The sequence below is a fragment of the Enterobacter cloacae complex sp. IR5428 genome (assembly GCF_049238585.1).
In the GTDB taxonomy this organism is placed as follows: Bacteria; Pseudomonadota; Gammaproteobacteria; order Enterobacterales; family Enterobacteriaceae; genus Enterobacter; species Enterobacter intestinihominis.
Genome location: NZ_JBMKHV010000002.1, coordinates 23,181 through 41,974, shown reverse-complemented (window position 1 = coordinate 41,974; position 18,794 = coordinate 23,181). Strand labels below are relative to the sequence as shown.

Sequence of the window (18,794 nt, the reverse complement as noted above, 5' to 3'; positions counted from 1 at the left end):
GCAGGAGTTTATATGTCTTCCACCGAAGCAACAAATAAAGCACCAGCCGTACCCGAAAAAAGTAGCGTGAAATCGCTGAAAGAGGAACCTGTATTACAGGTGGAACGTCGTGATTTTGTCGATCTGGTACCGGAAAAAAGACCGCGCGTGCAATCATTACGCGGCTTTGATGACTGCTATACCGATATTGTCGATTATATAGTTCGCTGCACCCATAAAATATGGGACGAGCGCGATGTCGGCTTAATTTATTCTCACTATACCCATAACTGCGTGCTGTATAACGCGCTGGGGACACTCTATAACCGTGAGCAGGTGGTACAGGATACGCTGCAACGCTTAATTGCCTTCCCGGAGCGGCGCGGCATGGCAACCCAGATTATCTGGAACGGAAATGATGTTGACGGTTTTTATACCTCTCACCTGGTGACGGGAAGCGGGCGGCATACCCAGCACAGCCATTTAGGCAAGCCGACCAACCGCACCTTCGTTACCCGTACCGTGGCGGATTGTATGATCCACGAGAATAAAATTTACCGGGAGTGGGTAGTCAGCGACAACATGTCGTTAATGAAACAGCTTGGCCTGAATACCGATCAAATCGCATTTAATATGGCAAAGGAGCAGTTTGATAAAGGCTTCCGCGTGATGGACATCGGCGAAAATGGCCGCATGCTGGGACAATATCCGCCGGAGATGGAGTGCGATGTATCCATTGCACACACCGATACGGAAGAGCAGTGTCTGCGCTGGCTGCACGAGATCTACAATCGTCGGATGTTCGGCAAAATCAAAGAGGTTTACGCCCCTAACGTGCAGTGGCATGGCCCGCTGATGAAAGAGCTGTACGGCACCGCGGCGGTAACCCATCAGACGCTGGCGCTGGTGGGGATGATCCCTGACGGCGCGTGGCTGCCGCAGCATATCTGTTCCAACCCGTGCGATGAAGGCGGCGTCAAAGTGGCGGTTCGCTGGATCATCGAAGGGCATCACCTGGGTTACGGCGAACTGGGCAAGCCGACCGGAGAACGACTGTTCGTGATGGGTATGTCGCACTACCACATCGTCAACGGCAAAATTGTTGATGAATGGGTCGTGTATGACCACCTGGCGCTGCTGGCGCAAATCAAACTCGGCCAGATGGAGGACGCGTAAATGTTAAATCAGGTGAGCTGGATTAAGCGCCCGCAGGGGCAGGATGCGCAGGCCGATCGTTCCCTGACGGAGAAGGTCAGCGCCATTATCGAGCGCGTGAAAACCGAAGGCGATACGGCGCTAAGAGCCTTTTCGCAGCAGTTTGATAACGTCGTGCCGACGCAGTTTGAGGTGAGCGAGCAGGAGATCGCCGAAGCACTGGAGGGGATGGATGCCCAGACGCGCCGCGACAGCGAGTTTGCTATTAATCAGGTGCGTCGTTTTGCGCAGGCGCAGCTGGCGACCATGCAGCCGCTGGAAGTTGAGACGCTGCCTGGCGTGCATCTCGGTCACCGGATCATCCCGGTGCAGACGGTGGGCTGCTACGTGCCGGGTGGGCGTTACCCGATCCTCTCTGCGCCGGTGATGTCGATTGTCCCTGCGACGGTGGCGGGCTGCGAACAGATCATCGCCTGTCTGCCGCCGGGAGCGCATCCGGCGATGATCGCGGTTTGCCATCTGGCGGGCGCGCACCGCATTTTCAGGGTAGGTGGCGCGCAGGCCATTGCGGCCATGGCCTGGGGAACGGAGAGCATTCCATCGGTGGACAAAATCGTTGGGCCAGGCAACGCCTTCGTTAACGAAGCGAAACGCCAGGTGTTTGGTCGAGTCGGCATTGATGCCCTCGCCGGGCCGAGCGAGATTTTCACTATCGCTGACGACAGCGCCGATCCGCGCATTCTGGCCGCCGATATGCTGGCGCAGGCAGAACACGATATTCATACCCGCGTCGGGCTGGCGACAACCAGCCGGGATATCGCTGAGCGTACCCTGGCGGAGGTTGAGCGTCAGCTTGCCAGCCTGCCAACGGCCGCCACGGCGGGGGAGGCGTGGCGCCGGCAGGGTGAGATTGTGCTCTGCGAAGATGAAGCGCAGCTGATTGCGTTTGCTGACCATATGGCGACGGAGCATTTGCAGGTGCATACCCGCGATCCGCACGCGACGGCGGCGAAGATCCGCAACTATGGCTCGCTGTTTATTGGTCAGAACGCCAGCGTGGTGTTCTCTGATAAATGCTGCGGCACCAACCATACGTTACCGACGATGGCGGCGGCACGCTATACCGGCGGTCTGTGGGTTGGGGCGTACGTCAAAATCTGTACCCATCAGTGGATTGACGAGCAGGGTATCCCGGCAATCGCAGAACCGGCGATCCGCCAGAGCCGTACCGAGGGGATGCAGGGGCACCGACGGGCGGCGGAAATTCGTCTGCGTCCGCAGGACATTGATGCCATTACTACCGGCATGCGTGACTAAAACGTATCCCGGGCAGCCTTCTGCCCGGTTTTCATCTCGAGGGAGCCTGAGACTATGAAGCGCCTGATACCGCCAGACGACTGCCCGGAGGAAATTGCCCGCCGTCTCGACGTCATTCAGCAGCACCGGGCGCTCAACGCGATCCTCGGGGTTAACCCTGACGCCATGTCTCAGGCGGAACAGCATCAGCAGCAGCGTCGACGCGGGGAGCCGATCGGCCCCCTGCACGGCGTGCCGTTGATCGTCAAAGATAATATTGCCTGCGCACCGATGCCCATTACTCTTGGCTGCCGGGCGCTGGCCTCACTTAACGCGACGTCGGATGCGCTTGTTATACAGCGGTTGCGCAGGGCAGGAGCGATTATCCTCGCCAGAGCGAATATGTCCGAGTTTGCTTTTGACGTGCGCTCGCGAAGCTCGCTGGGGGGCGATGTGGCGAATCCACTTTGCCCGACACTCACCGCCGGAGGTTCCAGCGGAGGATGCGCCGCGGCGGTGGCGGCTGGAATGGCGGATGGCGCATTGGGTACCGATACCGGCGGCTCTATCCGCATTCCCTGTAGCTATACCGGGCTGGTGGGGCTACGACCTGCCTTTCGCCGTTCACAGCTGGACGGCGTGGCGCCGCTCTCGCCCAGCAAAGATACCGTTGGGCCAATGGTACATAGCGTTGAAGATGCCGCCTTGCTGCATGCGGTGATCCATGGTTTGCCACCGGTTGCGCTTCCTGTGCGTTCGCTGAAAGGCGTTCGCTTTGGTGTGGTAACCGCATTACAGGGAGAAGATGAGGTACAGCTGGAGGTCTGGCAGTCGGCGCTGCACTCGTTGCGTCGTGCCGGAGCAACGCTGGTGGAGGTATCATTACCTTTGCTGGACGACGTAAGTCAGGCGACATGCCTGAGCCTGTATGAATTTCGCGTGGCGATTGACGACTGGCTTAGCAAACAGCCTGGCGCTCCCTCCGGACTAACAAGCATTGTGGACTCCGGCGCTTTCCTGCCAGAGTTTGCGCCGTTTCTACGTCAGATGCTGGTGAGTAACACGCTGAAAACCCCGCACTGGCTGGCGGGGCGTCGCTTTCAGCGCCTGTTGCGGCAGAACCTTTGCCAGGTGGCGGAGGTGCAGCGCATCGACGGATTTGTGTATCCCACCGTACAACGATTACCAGAAAGTATGGCGAAGATGCCGCCAGGCTGCGCGCCGGAACTGGCCGCCATCAGCGGCCTGCCAGCTATAACGTTGCCGTGCGGCGTAAGCCGTATCGGTCTGCCGGTGGGGATGGAGATGTTATCGGTGCAGGAGGATGAGACGGCGTTGATGGTGCTGGCGCTGGCGTGTGAGGGGGCGCTGGACGGGAAGGGACAGATATAAAAAGCCCGCAGAGCTTGCGCCGTGCGGGCTTTCAGCACTTCATCGGGTGATTCTGGTAATCACCGATGGAGGATTTTTGGACTGGTGGAGTCTGAATAAATTCATTAATAGGCTGTTTTTTTGTTGATAATTTATAAATTCAACTTTCACGGGTATGCCAATGGCGATTTGTTGCAGTGTTTCCTGTGGTTAAGCAAACCTGTTTTTTGAATGGATCACATCAAGAAAAAGCTTTTTTGGATTTAACTGTTCACCCTTAACTTATATTTAGAAAGAAAAAGACCGGCTGTTGCCGGTCTGAGGTCGGTTAAGCCGTTACGGGTTTGTCTTCCTGTAGCTACTTCTAAGAAAGGGCAAGTCTGCGCACAGTCATCAGGAAATCGAATGGGGTTGAATCCCACAACTCAGGTGAGAAATCAAATCCATACCGGCTTTTGAATTCCTCATCCAGCCTGTCTCCGTAAAGCGCAAGGAAAGAATCGACCTCTTCGGCTAACTCTTTTAACATCCAATCTGGGGCTGTTTTTTTATAGAGTTCAATAGTGCCCTCAATAGTATCCTCTCCCTCATTTATGAGGTCATGATCCTGATTGAAATAACCCTGAATCAGCTGATCAAGATGATAGAAACTTTGCATAATCCACCTGTCCTATGGGGTCGGGAATGCTGTAAGGATATAGCGACAGAGCTGGTCATCCTTGTACTCGGAGTTTGGTTCAAAAGGCATTGAGTAGTTGCCTATTGCAGAACATCTTCTGCCGATGAACAAGAGGCGTGGCAAGCGGCATATGGGCACTGGATGCAAAAATGTAAAACTGGGGTTACTGAAGTTAGCGCTGGCCAAAGTTTTGCCGAGTGGACGTAATGTGGACATGGGCAAAAAAAGGGGTTACGTTTTCACGTAACCCCTTGTTTTATTTGGTGGGCTGGCGTCCCTGTGCTTTATTTTTCAACGATATGATTTTTATTGTTATTTTTGTATCTTGATTCATTAAGGGTTCAATAAAGGGTCCTAAAAAAAGGCGTCATTACAGATTTTACTTATTCCAAAGCTAAAATCTTGGATACTACTGACGTTGAGGAGTTGAACTCACGAAACATAGCCTTTCTTATCCAGAGGCTATTTCCCGTATGCAAGTTCTTACTTCTAAGTAAGTCTTCTCAAAGTGCTAAACAAGAATTATAAAGGGGGATAGTACGGAATTAAATCACAAATAACTTAACTCATTGATAAGTAATTATTTATTAAAAAAATTTACATAGACCCAAAAAATAGCACTTTTTGTAAAAGTCCTCCAAAGCCTATGCTGGCTTGCTTTCAAAACACCCTTCATAAATCTGACTAAAAAAACACCATCTCTTGATCAATTCGTGCTTTTTGATAGTTGATCGCCATAAGCGATCTGAAGATACTGCATCCATCAAACGACAATGGAGAAATGTATGACAGAAAGAAAAAGATTTATCCGTCTGCCTGAAGTGCTGGAAAGAACCGGATTTTGTAAAGCTTGGATTTACCGATTGATCAGTCGTGGACAATTCCCTGCACCAATAAAACTTGGTGATCGAGCAATAAGGTTCGTAGAAAGTGAAGTTGATGAGTGGATCGACCAAATGATATACGCGTCTCGTAATAAAGCAGCATGATAATATTTTTATAAATGAAGTTAGGAGGTTATAAATAATAAAAATATAGACCTGTGTTTAAAAATAACGGTCCCTTTAATAATAATACATGAAAGTGTAGGGGGATATTTACTTAAAAGATAAATAAGGAAAATAAGATGAAAAAAGAAAATAAACATGCAAGTCAAACTTCAGCAGATTTAACTGCATTACTGGAATATTCTCGTTTTACGAAGAGAACTCTAAAAAAGCCTTCCAGCGAAGTTTTTGATTTATTTACTGATAAATATTATATGGAAACAGTTTATGATGACATTATTAAAAAAACAAAGAAGAGTATTGATAAAAGCCAGCATAAATACATTAATTTTGAAAAGGTTAGAATAGATATAATGTGCATGCATACGCAGGTTATTATTATTTCCTACATGTAAAATAAAGTAGCTTGATTTTTTTGTAGAGCGTTTAGGGCCACTTATGGATAATAAGTTCATATCAAACTAAAGGTCAGATGTATATCTGACCTTCATTTATTTAAGAACCAAGAATGATCATGTTAAATATTTTCATATTTCTATTGACTATTGAAATGGAAGATCTATAAAAAATAAAGATACAAAAAAGCCAGATCATAAATCTGACTTTTTAAGGACTAAAAAAGTTTTCGCTGACTTTTTAAGTCTTGTAATCAGTTAGAGGAATAACATGATTACAAATATATTAAAGTATTAAATAATCTTTTCATATTTGTCAAATCTAAATCTTAGCTTTTTACAAGTCTTTTAAATACCACTTTCAGAATCTTTAATGTCCTCGAAAGCAATCAAATTATAAACCTCTGTATCAGGTCTGCATATGTGGAGCAATTGAGCGCGAGTCGCTAATAAGAGATGTCCGTATGTTTTGTTGGTTGTAGGTATAGAAGGGGAAGCGACGTAATACCAACCCGAAGCGAAGTTCTAAACAGATAAATGAAGTTGTATATGGTATAGCTATGAGAAAGCCCTACCTTTGTTGATAGCATAAATAGGGGATAACAATACATCGATCTGCATGAACGAATCTGGGGGTGTCGTAGGGTGTCCTGCATTGGAAACGATGTAGAGCTTTAAGCCAGATCAACTTGGGTGAAGTCATATTTTTCATCTTGGTTTTCGCCAATCTTGATACATTTTCAACAAAATAAGTTGGAAATTTCAGGAGGCGAAGCCTTGGATGAAGTCCCCTTTTCGGGGGCGAACGCAAGGCAGTATATAGCTCCCAGTAAGGCTAAGTTAATATATATTAAAGGTGCCTTGTTTAATATGGCACTAATAAAATAAAAGTAAAACTAGAACTAAAAATTATAGGGCGAAGCCTGATTTAGAAAAGGTAAAACCATAACTAAAATATTAAAACTACCTCCCGCTCCAAACAACCCATCATAAAACTTTGTCGTTGTTATGCAGCATCAAGAGCTAAATCTTAAACAAAAAACGTTATCGGTAATAAAGATCGATAATGTTATATTGATAGGTTTTGACAATCAAAAGTTGCGTCATCGATCGGTATTTAATTGATTATAGCGATCGATAAATACTATTTAATAGTTATTATCTATCACGATGTGTTTTTCGATCGGTACAAACGATATGACGCTAAAGCGATTTAATTGAATTCTAAGGCGTTTACAGATCAAGCGTAGATTTGTGTCATTCATGAGGAAAAGGTATGCGTAAACTTATGTTAGTAGCGGGTGCGGCTATCCTGCTGTCGGGTTGTGGTGAAAAAGGTGACTTTGAGAAAGCGATAAATGCAAAGATAGGGCAGGCCAGATATTGCTTCTCACTGGGGGATAACAATACCAGTTTCCCCGTCCGTCTTGCCAAACCTCGACTTGACCCGACTGGTTCAGGGACGAATTCGGTAATCCTTGATGGCTTTATTGAACAAGGAATGATGGTTTTTGATAAAGGCTACGAATTCAATGTATTAGGAATAACAGACGAAGGGAAAAAGGCTAAAGTTTGGAGTATAAAGGATGGTGCCTGTGTAGGTCGTCGGGCTGTTGACGAGATTAAGGAATGGACAGAGCCGGTTAACGGCGGCCAGAAGGTTGTTCGCGTATCCTATACGTGGAAGCTTGTTGACGTTCCGAGCTGGATTGACAAAAAAGCGTTCGCCAGCGTCAAGGGAATGAATGAACCTGCTGATGCTGCCATGAATCTCGTTAAAACCAGCAATGGCTGGAAAGCTAATTGAGGTGGCATTATGGAAAACAATACGATTAAGTGCCCATTTTGCCTGAAAGAGAGTCAGCGTGGCGTTCGTGTCTGCACCGGATGTCAGGCGTCCGTGCTATATGGAACATTTCCCGGCTGGTATGCCGCAGTGATCATTCTGTTGGCTTTTGGTCTATCATTTCTAATCGGAATGTCCACAGGCATGGCAGGAGCTACTATTAGCTTACCGCTAATATTTGCTGTTGGGTATGTTGTAGGCAAGGCTATATTTTCTAACAATATTATATTTAGAAGAAGAATGTAAAACTGTCCTGCCTTTCAAGGTGATGGCTCGCAATGCGAACCATCACCTATCTAAAGTTTATTCCTATTGTGTGTCATCAAATAATATATCGGAACCCACTGACATAAAAACTATCAGCGGGACCCCGCGATATATTACTTGACGATTTGGCTCCGCTGCAAATTTTACGTACAGCTACCAGAAAGACAATATATTATCACTCTATCTTTTATTTGCATTTTATTTGTCGTACAGTGTATTTATTTTATGTAGCCGCTATTGACTAGATCTTATTATCGGTTATTTATTTAAATATAGGTGTGGTTCAGCTTTGTTTTTTCGTTTTTCGGAAACTGAGGCAAGGTGTAATAGCGTATCCGCTATTTACCCAATCCTTCGGATTGCCCTATCTCGCTTTGCTCGTAGGGTTGAAAAAGATCTACCCTTCCGCCTGACCCTATCAAGGGTTGGCGGCAAACCATACAGTTTAATATTATAGGAGTATTTAAAATGAATGATGATTTAAATTTTATAAATAACATAGATGGGAAAATTTTATTTGAGCATTATCAATATTTAACTAATGCCATACTGGGTGATGATGACACAAAAAAAGAGTTTGTGAAATATGAACATTATGACTTGGATTATTTAAGGTATTATCTTGAAGCGAGTATCTATTTTTTAGGTGAGGCAAGAGATGAAGCAAATAGAGATGTTGAAATAAAAGATTTAAACGAAGTAGTGGAGATAATAAATAAATTATCAAATAGGGCTAAGGTTGCTTTAGCTGAAAATATTATATTGTGGTTTGAAGATATTTCATTAGTAGGTTCTTATAATACACTATTTAGATTTTTAGTCAGGGAGAAAATAATATGATGATTATGTCTGTAGCAATGGTAATACTTTGTATTATGTTGGGAGGGTTTATGATCCGTAGCTGCATTGGAAAAACAAACTCTTCAAGCGAAGCAAAGCAAGCAATATCAGAAGTTAGAAAAATGATAGATAAAAAAGCACTGATTAAATACAAAAGGAATAATAGAACATGGATGTAGAAAACTTAATGAATAGTATGACTATAGAATATAAGCTCGAAATACTGGCAAGATTTTTTTATTACATAGAACAAAACAAAGATATACCATTTAATGAAATCAATAGTGATGAGCGAGATTTATGTTATTTTGTGGCTCATAGATATATACAAGAGAATAAAGCTGATGAGCTTATTGAAGCATTAATTATTGAAAATGATAACGACTACATAAGAGCAACAGATGATTACATTATTATGAGGAATAAAAAATGCCAACAACAGACAGAAAACGAGGGCGTATAAATTTAAATGCTGACGAACGCCGAGACATATCGATACAGTTCAGAGTAAACAAAGAAGAGTTCGAATATTTAAAATCATTGGTTGAAGCATCCGGCCTTGAACGAGGTCATTATATAAGAAGAGAAATATTAAAAGCTGAACCGATGGTAAAAAGAAAAATGCCGGAAGTAAATCAGAAGACTTATATACAACTGTCAGCCATAGGCAATAATATAAACCAAGCAACAAAGAAACTATATGGTAATGAGTATTTTGATAAAAATGAAGTTGATAAAGTTATGTTTAATATAAAGCAAGTTAGCAGAAGGATATTAGAAATAAACAAGGATCTAAATTATGAAGGGATACGTAGCTAAATCAGGTAAATCATTTAAAAACAGAGTTAAGTATATATTAAAAGATGATCATGATTTCATTTGTAGCAATATGGCAAGTGATTATAATAATGTTAGTGATTTAACTGATGAGTTTAAAACTGTAAGCAATTTTAGGAAAGATATAAAAAACCCAGTGTTTCATGCGTTTTTATCTCTTCCAAAAGATGAAAAATTAACAGATGAAAAATGGCAGGAGATAGCAAAAGACTATTTGAAAGAAATGAATATCCATATTGAAAAACATCAATATATTTGTGTGCGTCATAAAGATACAGATAAAGACCATATCCATATTGTAGCAAACAGGATCGGCCTTGATGGTTCTGTATGGCATGGTCAGCACTCAGCATTTAACACAATAGCAGCTTGTGAACGTTTAGAAGTAAAGCACAGCTTAACCATTACTAAAGGCTTGCAGGGGCAAAAATCAGACGTATCAGCACCAACCAAGAACGAGATCGAGCTGGCATTGAGGACAGGTGAGAAACCAGCCCGTTTAGTGCTACAGAACGCACTACAGGCGGCTTTAGTAGGTAAGCCTGATTTGTCCACGTTCATAGACAGACTGCAGGTTGTAGGCATAGAGCTGGCTTTTAACGTTGCTTCTACTGGCAACGTCGCCGGAGTGTCATTTGGTATCAAAAATAATGAAAAAAATATTTTCTTCAAGGGATCATCTCTTGGTAAAAAATTCAGTTGGAACACAATAAAAGCAAAGGTGAAATATGACAAAAATAGAGATGATGAAATCGTTAGAAGATTCTCAGCAAGAAAAACAAATGACGAAAATAGTTCTGGACGATCATTTGTTGAACCAGATTTCAACAGTGATAGAGCCTCTGACAGAATCAATGATGATACTATCAGAATCAGTCAGTACAGCATTAAATCAGACACAACAAGTATTAGAGAATACAGAGAAAACGGCTTCAACAACATCATCAATACTAAATCTTTCAAGGAATACGATAGACAAACAAATAGACGATTTAGAAATACAAAACAGAAAAATACACAAATACTCAACGGAGTTAAAAAACAACACTATAAAAAATCAAACAAAATTAATAATCAAAGTCGCTTCAATCGTTGGCATGATAAATCTGATAGCAGTTCTATCAGTAGGATACTTGATCATGCAGAAACAGCTACCACAGCCACAGATAAATTTAGACTCAAAAGTCGTGGCAACATCAATAGTAGAGCAACTAAGATCGAAGAAATGAGAAAACGCTTAGGAATCAGAAAGCCTATCATAGCCCTTAAAAATAAAGATAAAATTATTCAAGAAGAAATAAAGAAAAATCCACCCCATTTAACTGAGTATGAAAATAGATTTAAATCGAAGTTAAAAAACATTCTAAAAAAAGAACAACAAAAACCTCATATTAAAGATAATCAGAGTTTAAAAAAATAGATTTCAATCCCATTAAAAGAAAGCATTGAATAACAAAAATGGACCAATAATGTTTTTAACAGTAGCAGGTTAAATGCCCGAATTTGAAACCACTCGGGCTTAATTTTTATTTACAATAATACATTTAATCTCTTGGCATTCTCGACCAAACCATTTTCAATACTATTTAAAACTGGTATGAATTTATCAAGCCACTTTTCATCAGATTTTTCATGTTTAGTCATATAATTAAAGAACTGCCGTTTCTTATCTTTGTCTACAGTAAATGGTTGTAATGTGTTTGATGCATCGACACCATAATCAGGTATCCATGATGGATATTGATTATAGGCCTCTGCTATCCATGTATCAGGGAATAATCCTTCAATGGCATTGCCGCCCGGTATAGAAACCCAGTTAATATTCGAAGAAAAACTTAACCCAGATATGCTACTAAGCCTATTACTTACATCTCTTCTAGATTTCATTCCAGCGGCATCGCCATCAAACAATGAAACAAAAATGACTTCATTATAAATGAATTGGTAGTTTGAGTTTAAAAAACCGCCCAAGAAACTACATCCTCCAAAGTCGATGATTTTAGAACTTCTTAAGTAAGGCCACTGACTCGAAAATTTCTCACTGTTTTTTGTTTCTTCTAGGACCCATTTTAAATATTCCCTATCATATGGTCCCTCAACAAGTAAATTATATAAACCAAATCCAAAATAATCACTAAACTTCACCCCTAAAGAATTTCTTATTTCTTTAGTTGCATCTTGGTGATGTTTAAATTTATTATTTATAATCGACTTTGCAATATGTTCAATTCCATTCGCTTTACCCCTTTTACGAGTTTGGATCTCTTCTATCTCTTTGCTAACCCCAATAATCTTTGCAGGATCTTTATTTACAAAGGATAGGGCATGCGTTGTAATAAAGACATTATTAGAAGCTGACAAATCCTCAAGGATTTTATTACAGTTGTCATATAATGCGGGATGAAGAAATGATTCAGGTTCTTCGATTAACCAAATACAGTTTAATCCTGAACGATATTTTTCGTTAGATATCCATTCGAATGATGAAAAGACAGAAAGGCATTGAATCCCCATTCCCTTCTCACTAATTGATGTTTTATAAGTATCATTTATTTTAAAGTCAAATCGTGTTAGTAATTTTTCAGGATTTTCATCAGGAATAGCAAAATCTATTGTAATATTTCCCATTCCATTTTTTGCTAGTTTTTCATTGATATCTTTCGATGCGCTTGATAATTCAGTCGTGATTTTATCAATTAGTGGGGATATAACTTCAGACGTCTTTTTCTTTAAAAAAGGTATCACAAGATATTCAATGAGTTCGTCCACACTTTTTGAAGATGGAACATATATACACTCAAATTTTGAAAGAAGTAAATCTACAAATTTTCTTTCAATCGATGTGAACGAATTGCTATCAACTGTTCTTTTCAATCCTTTATATACGTTATAAGATGGGTTTCCATTATCTTTTGAAAAGGTAAGGTAAAGTGTTATTTCTTTTGGTGTTAAATATTTCCCATCAACTGAAGTAAATGATACAGTTTGGTTTCCTCGAGATGCAGAATGATCCAGCATTTCGAAGAGATCTTTATGAAGTACGTATATGTCTCCATCATCCTCACTAATAGAGAATGTTGCAGACATACTTGTCTGACTTATAGTAGATAAATAAGGAATATCTCGCGCAATACTATAGTTATCATCATTGTATTTTGCTGTAAAAAAGGTTTTGATGGCTTTTAGTATATTTGTTTTACCGCTATTATTAGGGCCGACTATTGTAATTAAACCGTTGCAATCAATCCTATAGTCGCCATAAATGGAGCGATAATTAGAGATTTTAAAACCTATCAATTTCATATTTTGAACACTCCCTAATGCCATTTTCCAGCTAGAAATCATACACTGTGTGGCAAGATTCTAACATGCTTACTATTGATCTTTGGTTAACTTACGGTTTTTTTGCAAAGTCGATGGGACATCTTGGGCAAAACTTAAATTAGAAGCGAAGACAAATCCAGAACTGGATTACATTAACATAAGGTTCAGATCTCGCTAAAAAACAGTTTTTTTAGTGGGAAAGATAGCAAAATGAAGAAGTTCAGATGCAAAAAAGCCCGTTTACACGAGCTTTTTTTGCACCATCTAATGCACCATAAAATCAAAACCATGATTCAACTTATTGATTTTATTGCAAATTTGTCAGGAGCGTAGGAAGGTGTCGCTCTTTCACGCAGCAATTGCCTTATATTTCTGCGCCTGAACGTAATCTCCCCACCACTGCATCAGCTCTGTTCTTTCAGCAAGATACTCAGCACGATTGTAAGCGGCTATGATTTCGTTGTTCTTAGTATGAGCTAAGGCGGATTCAAGCACCTCTGTTCTAAATTTACCGCTTTCTTCAGCAGCCGTTCTTGCTATAGAACGCATTCCGTGGGCTACCAGTTCACCACCGAATCCCATACGGATGATTGCAGCATTAGCTGTTTGCTCATGCATGTGGTTAAGCGGGGCCTTAATGCTTGGGAAAACCCACTCTCTATGACCACTGATTGGTCTGATTAACTCAAGTATACGCATAGCCTCTTTACTCAGCGGAATCTTGTGAGGGCGTTTCATCTTCATAAACTCACCGGGGATGTTCCAGAATCGATTATCTTCGTCTATATCACTCCACCGAGCACGGACAGCTTCTCCCGGACGAACCCACGTAAGGAGTTGCCACTCAATTAGAAGACGTGTTTCGAGTCGTATAGAAGCGTTAGATAGAGCAATTAAGAATCGGGGTAAATCATCTGGTGGTAAAGCAGGCATGTTTTGCTTCTTGGGCTTACTGAAACGCTGACCGAGGTTATCAGCAGGATTAAACTCAATAAGTTCTTCTGTCGCAGCCCAACGGAAAATTTCATTTAGACGTGAAATGATACGGCGTAGGGTTTCCAATACGCCTCGTTGTTCTATCGGGTCAAGGTGTTGTTTTAAGAGCTTGGGACGGATCTCTTTGATAGGAACGTTGCCTAAACCGGGGAAAATATTTCGTTCAAGGCTTCGCCAGATGTCTTCTGCGTGGTCTGGAGAGATACCAGAGGTCTTAACCTTTTCATCTAACCATTTCCTAGCAACCGCTTGTAGCGTGTGCTCAGTGGCATCCTTAAGGGCATTGGCTTTATCGTTGTTGTGAATCTGCGGATCGATACCATTTACAAGCAACGATAAGTATTCATCACGTAAAGCCCGAGCTTTGGCAAGTGTGAGATGAGGGTAGGTTCCTAAGCTCATCTTTGTTCGCTTCTTACTTACTGGCACTGCATACCTGAAATACCAATTTTTCTTACCACCCTTTGATAGGGGAGCGATTCGTAGCATCAGGCCGTCACCATCAAAAAGGTTGATCTCCTTTTCTGCTGGCTTGGTATTTTTGATTTCAGTGTCAGTGAGTTTCTTAGCGATTTTTGCCATTTTTAGGACCCTCGATTTTGGGACCCTTTGCGTTGGGTCCCAAAAAGGGTGCCATAAGGAGTAGCTTCTAGCAAATTTCAGTAGACTTCTGTAGACGTAAAAAAGCCCGCAAGGCTGGTTCCATGCGGGCTTAGTAGACTTCAGTATACTTCAAACAACTAAAAAGTGGTGGAGCTGGCGGGAGTTGAACCCGCGTCCGAAATTTCTACATCCTCGGTACTACATGCTTAGTTTATCTTTACATTCGCACGCCAGCTGCGGACAAACACGCCACTAACGTACTAGCCTGATTAGTTTTAACGCTTCAACCCCAGGCAGGGTTTCCACGCGATCTCTTTTGGGTTTGACCTCTCTTTGATCCCCGTCTTAAGAGCGGAAGCTAGGGAGAGAGGGCTCTTAGCAGGTTATTAAGCTGCTAAAGCGTAGTTTTCGTCGTTTGCGACTATTTTTTTGCGGCTTTTAACGAGGCAAACCGCCCCTCGGCATGCACCTTGGGTTTCGCAAATCCCGTCGAATCCAGAATCAGCCCCAATAGTGTTGAACTCAGTATACCAGATTTCACTTCCTCGATACCAGCCCGAAACGCTAACTTATTGAATAGTACAATAAGCGCGCAGAATCAACGTCCTGCGTTTTTCATGATACGTGCTTTGTCGAGCTGCCACTCGCGTGCTTTCAGGTCAGTACGCTTGTCGTGCTGTTTCTTACCTTTCGCCACGCCGATTTTCACTTTGCACCAGGCGTTTTTCCAGTACAAAGAGAGCGCAACTACGGTGAAGCCTTCGCGGTTGATGCGTCCGTAGAGGGATTCCAGCTCGCGCTTGTTCAGCAGCAGCTTACGGGTGCGGGTTGGATCGCAGACGTAATGTGAAGAGGCGACGGTCAGCGGCGTAAAGTTCGCGCCGAAAAGGAAGGCCTCACCGTCTTTCAGGATCACGTAGCTGTCGCCGATATTGGCTTTCCCGGCACGCAGCGATTTTACTTCCCAGCCCTGCAACGCAAGGCCGGCCTCGAATTCTTCTTCGATGAAATACTCGTGGCGAGCACGCTTGTTGAGCGCAATGGTCGCCGAACCAGGTTTATGTGCTTTTTTCTTCGTCATAAGTGTCGTAAAGCCGTCGGTAATCTGATTTTAAAAAGTCACCTCATTACGTCCTGTGAGGTCTAACGCGCTATCTTAGCACGAGATAAGGCTTAGCGTTTTTTTAACAGGTGATAAATGTTATTATTTGTCTGTTGTGTGACCATGGAAAATGCTATGCCTCAGATTAGCCGTACTGCGCTTGTTCCCTACAGCGCGGAACAAATGTATCAGTTAGTGAACGACGTTCAGTCCTATCCGGAATTTATTCCAGGATGCACCGGTAGCCGGGTGCTGGAATCCGGCCCGACTCAGATGACTGCGGCCGTGGATGTCTCCAAAGCGGGGATCAGCAAAACGTTCACCACGCGCAATACCCTGACGAGCAATCAGAGTATTTTGATGCATCTGGTGGATGGTCCGTTTAAAAAACTGATGGGAGGGTGGAAGTTTACGCCACTGAGCGCTGACGCCTGCCGCATTGAGTTTCATCTGGATTTTGAATTTACCAATAAGCTGATCGAACTGGCGTTTGGCCGAATCTTTAAAGAGCTGGCCTCGAATATGGTTCAGGCGTTCACCACGCGCGCCAAAGAGGTTTACAGTGTCGCATAAGATTGCTGTTGAGGTGGTGTATGCGCTGCCGGAGAAGCAGTATTTGCAGCGCGTGACGCTTGAAGAGGGCGCCACCGTTGAGGCGGCTATCCGGGCCTCCGGCATCCTTGAACTTCGCCGTGATATTGACCTGGCGAAGAATAAAGTCGGCATTTATAGCCGTCCGGTTAAGCTCGGTGATGTGCTGAAAGAGGGCGACAGGGTTGAAATCTATCGTCCGCTGATTGCCGACCCGAAAGAGTTGCGCCGTCAGCGAGCAGAGAAATCCGGTAAGTAGCCAAATAAACATACACAAAAAAGGTGCTCATTGAGCACCTTTTTGCGTTGCTGACGCCTGATTATTTGGTCAGGGCAGGCTTGTTGTCGATGTTGGTCAGCACACCGGCACTGCTGAAGGTCAGCGTCAGGGTTTGCTGGGTCACATCTTCATGACCAGGCTGCTGGCGGAATACATAGAACCAGGTGTTTGTGCCGAACGGATCGGACATCATCGGGGTTCCCAGGGCATAAGCGACCTGCTGTTGTGTCATACCTACGCGGATTTTGGACACATCGTTAGGAGTAAGGTAGTTCCCCTGGTTGATATCAGGACGGTAAACCACTTTCTCCAGAGTGGAACAGCCTGCGGTCAACATCAGAAGAACCGCTGCGGCAGCGGTCAGCGTTTTACAGCGCATAGTGATTTGATTCCTTTTCGGGCCCGAGCAGTACGCGGCTCATATGTAATATGCCGATGATAATAGACCTTGCCCCACTTTGAAACTGGTCTGGCGGCGTTTTTATTGTTCTGTATGACCCTGAGATCCCGAAAAAGTTTATGCCGCCAGCAGTTCTTTCGCATTCGCGAGCGTATTACGGGTGACTTCACTGCCCCCCAGCAGGCGTGCCAGCTCCTGCAAGCGTGAGCGTTTATCCAGCGGCTTCATGTGCGTTTCCGTCATTTCGCCATCGGTTTCCTTGCTAACGATAAAGTGGTGATGACCACAGCCGGCGACCTGCGGCAGGTGAGTCACACACATAACCTGCGTCGATTCACCCAACTGACGCAGCAGTTTGCCGACAACGGCCGCGGTCGGGCCGCTGATACCCACATCCACTTCATCGAAAATCAACGCCGGGGTTTCCATTTTACGGGCGGTAATCACCTGAATGGCCAGGGCGATACGCGACAGTTCACCGCCAGAAGCCACTTTCGAAATCGCCTGTAAAGGCTGGCCTGGGTTGGTGGTGACGCGGAATTCAACGCGGTCTGCGCCTTCCGCCGTCAGGTGATGCTCTTCAAAGCGAACATCAATAGTGAACACCCCATGCGGCATCGCCAGCGTATGCATGCTGTCGGTAATATGCTGGCTAAGCTCCAGAGCATAGTGCTGTCGCACGTCGTGCAGCCGTTTCGCCGTTTCCAGCGCCTGCTGATGATGCAGATTAACCGCCAGAGACAAGGTTTCGAGGGAATCGGCCTGATCGTCCAGCTGCTGCTGTTCCTCCAGCAGAGACTGATAGTAATTCGGCAGCTCTTCCGGGGTAACGTGATGCTTACGCGCCAGTGAAATCTGACGGGAGATGCGTTGCTCAAGCTCGAACAGACGGTTCGGGTCGAGATCCAGACGTTCACAGTAGTGGCGTAGCTCATCCCCGGCTTCTGAAATCTGAATTGCGGCCTCTTCCAGCATTTCCAGTACGCCAGAAAGCTTATTGTCCATGCCGGTCAGTTCGGTCACAAGCTGACGCACGGTATACAGTTGGCTCTGCAAATTCACGTCTTCGCCATCCGCCAGCATGTTCAGGGCATTCTGACTGATGGAAAGCAGCTGACCGCTGTTGGCCAGACGCTTGTACTCCTCGTCGATTTGCTCAAATTCACCCGCCTGAGGGTTAAATTCGTTCAGCTCTTTCAACTGATATTCCAGCAGCTCGGCGCGCGCGGTACGCTCCTGGCTTTGCTGTTGATGCTGCGCAAGTTCGCGGCAGCTTTGATGCCACTGACGATAGTGCTCCGCCATGAGTTGAGTAAGCGCGTACTCACCCGCGTAGCCATCGAGCAGGGCTTTCTGCTGTTCGGGTTTGATTAGCTGCTGGTGCGCGTGCTGACCATGGATCTGGATGAGCAGCTGGCCCAGCTCGCGAAGCTGGGAAAGGGGAACCGCTGTACCATTGATAAAACCGCGGGAGCGGCCGTCACTGCTGATAACGCGACGAAGTAAACACTCACGTCCATCTTCCAGCTGGTTCGCTTCCAGCCAGCGCAGGGCGGCAGGCGTGTCTTTTAACGAGAAGCGGGCGCAGAGATCGGCACGGGCCGCACCTGTGCGCACCATATCACCCTCTGCACGACCCCCGAGGCACAAGCCGAGGGCATCAATGGCAATGGATTTACCTGCACCGGTTTCACCGGTAATCGCCGTCATTCCGCTATGGAAGTCGATCTCAAGCTCACGAACAATGGCAAAGTTGCTGATGGTCAGTTGTGCCAGCATAATTGTTTTCCTGTATGAAAAACCATAACTGTGTTTGTATACAGTAT

20 protein-coding genes and 1 other RNA gene are annotated in these 18,794 nt (G+C 44.6%); 14 read left to right on the top strand and 7 right to left on the bottom strand.

What is annotated here, in order from left to right; all coding sequences use genetic code 11:
* The first annotated feature begins 12 nt into the window (after window positions 1–12).
* From ACOTXC_RS02535 to ACOTXC_RS02525, 3 genes are read left to right on the top strand one after another with little or no spacing between them, the layout of a single operon-like run.
* Window positions 13–1,155, top strand: coding sequence for an ester cyclase (locus tag ACOTXC_RS02535; protein ID WP_421767383.1), 1,143 nt, complete (start codon window positions 13–15; stop codon window positions 1,153–1,155).
* Entirely contained in the window at window positions 1,156–2,451 is a 1,296-nt protein-coding gene (hisD, locus tag ACOTXC_RS02530) for a histidinol dehydrogenase (protein ID WP_126490468.1), read from the top strand.
* Between the two features lie 54 nt (window positions 2,452–2,505).
* Window positions 2,506–3,822: an amidase gene (locus tag ACOTXC_RS02525; RefSeq protein WP_421767382.1), complete on the top strand. Its 1,317-nt coding sequence runs from the start codon at window positions 2,506–2,508 to the stop codon at window positions 3,820–3,822.
* A gap of 343 nt (window positions 3,823–4,165) precedes the next feature.
* Here ACOTXC_RS02525 and ACOTXC_RS02520 read toward each other — a convergent pair whose 3' ends face one another.
* A complete protein-coding gene (locus tag ACOTXC_RS02520; RefSeq protein ID WP_063152622.1) occupies window positions 4,166–4,459 on the bottom strand; it encodes a contact-dependent growth inhibition system immunity protein in 294 nt (97 codons plus the stop codon).
* An 806-nt stretch (window positions 4,460–5,265) separates the two neighbouring features.
* Between ACOTXC_RS02520 and ACOTXC_RS02515 the strand changes: the two genes are divergently transcribed.
* The 9 genes from ACOTXC_RS02515 to ACOTXC_RS02475 all read left to right on the top strand — a co-directional run bounded on the left by ACOTXC_RS02515 (window position 5,266) and on the right by ACOTXC_RS02475 (window position 11,092).
* Window positions 5,266–5,469 carry a helix-turn-helix transcriptional regulator gene (locus tag ACOTXC_RS02515; protein ID WP_074166012.1) on the top strand — a complete coding sequence of 68 codons (204 nt, stop codon included), beginning with the start codon at window positions 5,266–5,268 and terminating at the stop codon, window positions 5,467–5,469.
* A gap of 137 nt (window positions 5,470–5,606) precedes the next feature.
* Window positions 5,607–5,882 (top strand): hypothetical protein, encoded by a 276-nt coding sequence (locus tag ACOTXC_RS02510; protein WP_421767381.1) that lies wholly within the window; start codon window positions 5,607–5,609, stop codon window positions 5,880–5,882.
* Window positions 5,883–7,158: 1,276 nt separating this feature from the next.
* Window positions 7,159–7,689, top strand: a complete 531-nt coding sequence (locus ACOTXC_RS02505) for a hypothetical protein (RefSeq protein ID WP_421767380.1) — start codon at window positions 7,159–7,161, stop codon at window positions 7,687–7,689.
* 9 nt (window positions 7,690–7,698) lie between these two features.
* Window positions 7,699–7,974, top strand: coding sequence for a hypothetical protein (locus ACOTXC_RS02500; RefSeq protein ID WP_089635458.1), 276 nt, complete (start codon window positions 7,699–7,701; stop codon window positions 7,972–7,974).
* A 489-nt stretch (window positions 7,975–8,463) separates the two neighbouring features.
* Window positions 8,464–8,835, top strand: a complete 372-nt coding sequence (locus ACOTXC_RS02495) for a hypothetical protein (protein WP_086624905.1) — start codon at window positions 8,464–8,466, stop codon at window positions 8,833–8,835.
* A complete protein-coding gene (locus ACOTXC_RS02490) occupies window positions 8,832–9,014 on the top strand; it encodes a hypothetical protein (RefSeq protein ID WP_421767379.1) in 183 nt (60 codons plus the stop codon). The genes ACOTXC_RS02495 and ACOTXC_RS02490 overlap by 4 nt, the downstream gene beginning before the upstream one ends.
* Window positions 9,005–9,298, top strand: a complete 294-nt coding sequence (locus tag ACOTXC_RS02485; protein WP_421767378.1) for a hypothetical protein — start codon at window positions 9,005–9,007, stop codon at window positions 9,296–9,298. Before ACOTXC_RS02490 ends, ACOTXC_RS02485 begins: the two co-directional genes overlap by 10 nt.
* The gene (locus ACOTXC_RS02480; protein ID WP_421767377.1) at window positions 9,265–9,654 is read left to right on the top strand and encodes a plasmid mobilization protein; all 390 of its coding nucleotides are present in this window, start codon (window positions 9,265–9,267) and stop codon (window positions 9,652–9,654) included. Before ACOTXC_RS02485 ends, ACOTXC_RS02480 begins: the two co-directional genes overlap by 34 nt.
* A complete protein-coding gene (locus tag ACOTXC_RS02475) occupies window positions 9,635–11,092 on the top strand; it encodes a relaxase/mobilization nuclease domain-containing protein (RefSeq protein ID WP_421767376.1) in 1,458 nt (485 codons plus the stop codon). Before ACOTXC_RS02480 ends, ACOTXC_RS02475 begins: the two co-directional genes overlap by 20 nt.
* Window positions 11,093–11,202: 110 nt before the next feature.
* Here the strand turns inward: ACOTXC_RS02475 and ACOTXC_RS02470 are convergent, their stop codons facing one another.
* The 4 genes from ACOTXC_RS02470 to smpB form a co-directional block, all read right to left on the bottom strand.
* On the bottom strand, window positions 11,203–12,975 hold the full coding sequence (locus tag ACOTXC_RS02470) for an ATP-dependent nuclease (protein WP_279906379.1): 1,773 nt from the start codon (window positions 12,973–12,975) through the stop codon (window positions 11,203–11,205).
* Between the two features lie 369 nt (window positions 12,976–13,344).
* Window positions 13,345–14,574 carry an integrase domain-containing protein gene (locus tag ACOTXC_RS02465; protein ID WP_415343529.1) on the bottom strand — a complete coding sequence of 410 codons (1,230 nt, stop codon included), beginning with the start codon at window positions 14,572–14,574 and terminating at the stop codon, window positions 13,345–13,347.
* A 166-nt stretch (window positions 14,575–14,740) separates the two neighbouring features.
* Window positions 14,741–15,104, bottom strand: a transfer-messenger RNA (tmRNA) gene (gene ssrA, locus ACOTXC_RS02460).
* 89 nt (window positions 15,105–15,193) lie between these two features.
* Window positions 15,194–15,676 (bottom strand): SsrA-binding protein SmpB, encoded by a 483-nt coding sequence (smpB, locus tag ACOTXC_RS02455; RefSeq protein WP_003863115.1) that lies wholly within the window; start codon window positions 15,674–15,676, stop codon window positions 15,194–15,196.
* A 156-nt stretch (window positions 15,677–15,832) separates the two neighbouring features.
* Between smpB and ACOTXC_RS02450 the strand changes: the two genes are divergently transcribed.
* Both ACOTXC_RS02450 and ACOTXC_RS02445 read left to right on the top strand, forming a co-directional pair.
* Window positions 15,833–16,270, top strand: coding sequence for a type II toxin-antitoxin system RatA family toxin (locus tag ACOTXC_RS02450; RefSeq protein ID WP_003863117.1), 438 nt, complete (start codon window positions 15,833–15,835; stop codon window positions 16,268–16,270).
* Window positions 16,260–16,547 carry an RnfH family protein gene (locus ACOTXC_RS02445; protein ID WP_003863119.1) on the top strand — a complete coding sequence of 96 codons (288 nt, stop codon included), beginning with the start codon at window positions 16,260–16,262 and terminating at the stop codon, window positions 16,545–16,547. Before ACOTXC_RS02450 ends, ACOTXC_RS02445 begins: the two co-directional genes overlap by 11 nt.
* A 61-nt stretch (window positions 16,548–16,608) precedes the next feature.
* On the opposite strand, the gene bamE is transcribed toward ACOTXC_RS02445, so the two are convergent.
* Both bamE and recN read right to left on the bottom strand, forming a co-directional pair.
* The gene (bamE, locus tag ACOTXC_RS02440) at window positions 16,609–16,947 is read right to left on the bottom strand and encodes an outer membrane protein assembly factor BamE (RefSeq protein WP_003863121.1); all 339 of its coding nucleotides are present in this window, start codon (window positions 16,945–16,947) and stop codon (window positions 16,609–16,611) included.
* Between the two features lie 138 nt (window positions 16,948–17,085).
* Window positions 17,086–18,747 carry a DNA repair protein RecN gene (recN, locus tag ACOTXC_RS02435; protein WP_022649071.1) on the bottom strand — a complete coding sequence of 554 codons (1,662 nt, stop codon included), beginning with the start codon at window positions 18,745–18,747 and terminating at the stop codon, window positions 17,086–17,088.
* Between the last annotated feature and the right edge of the window lie 47 nt (window positions 18,748–18,794).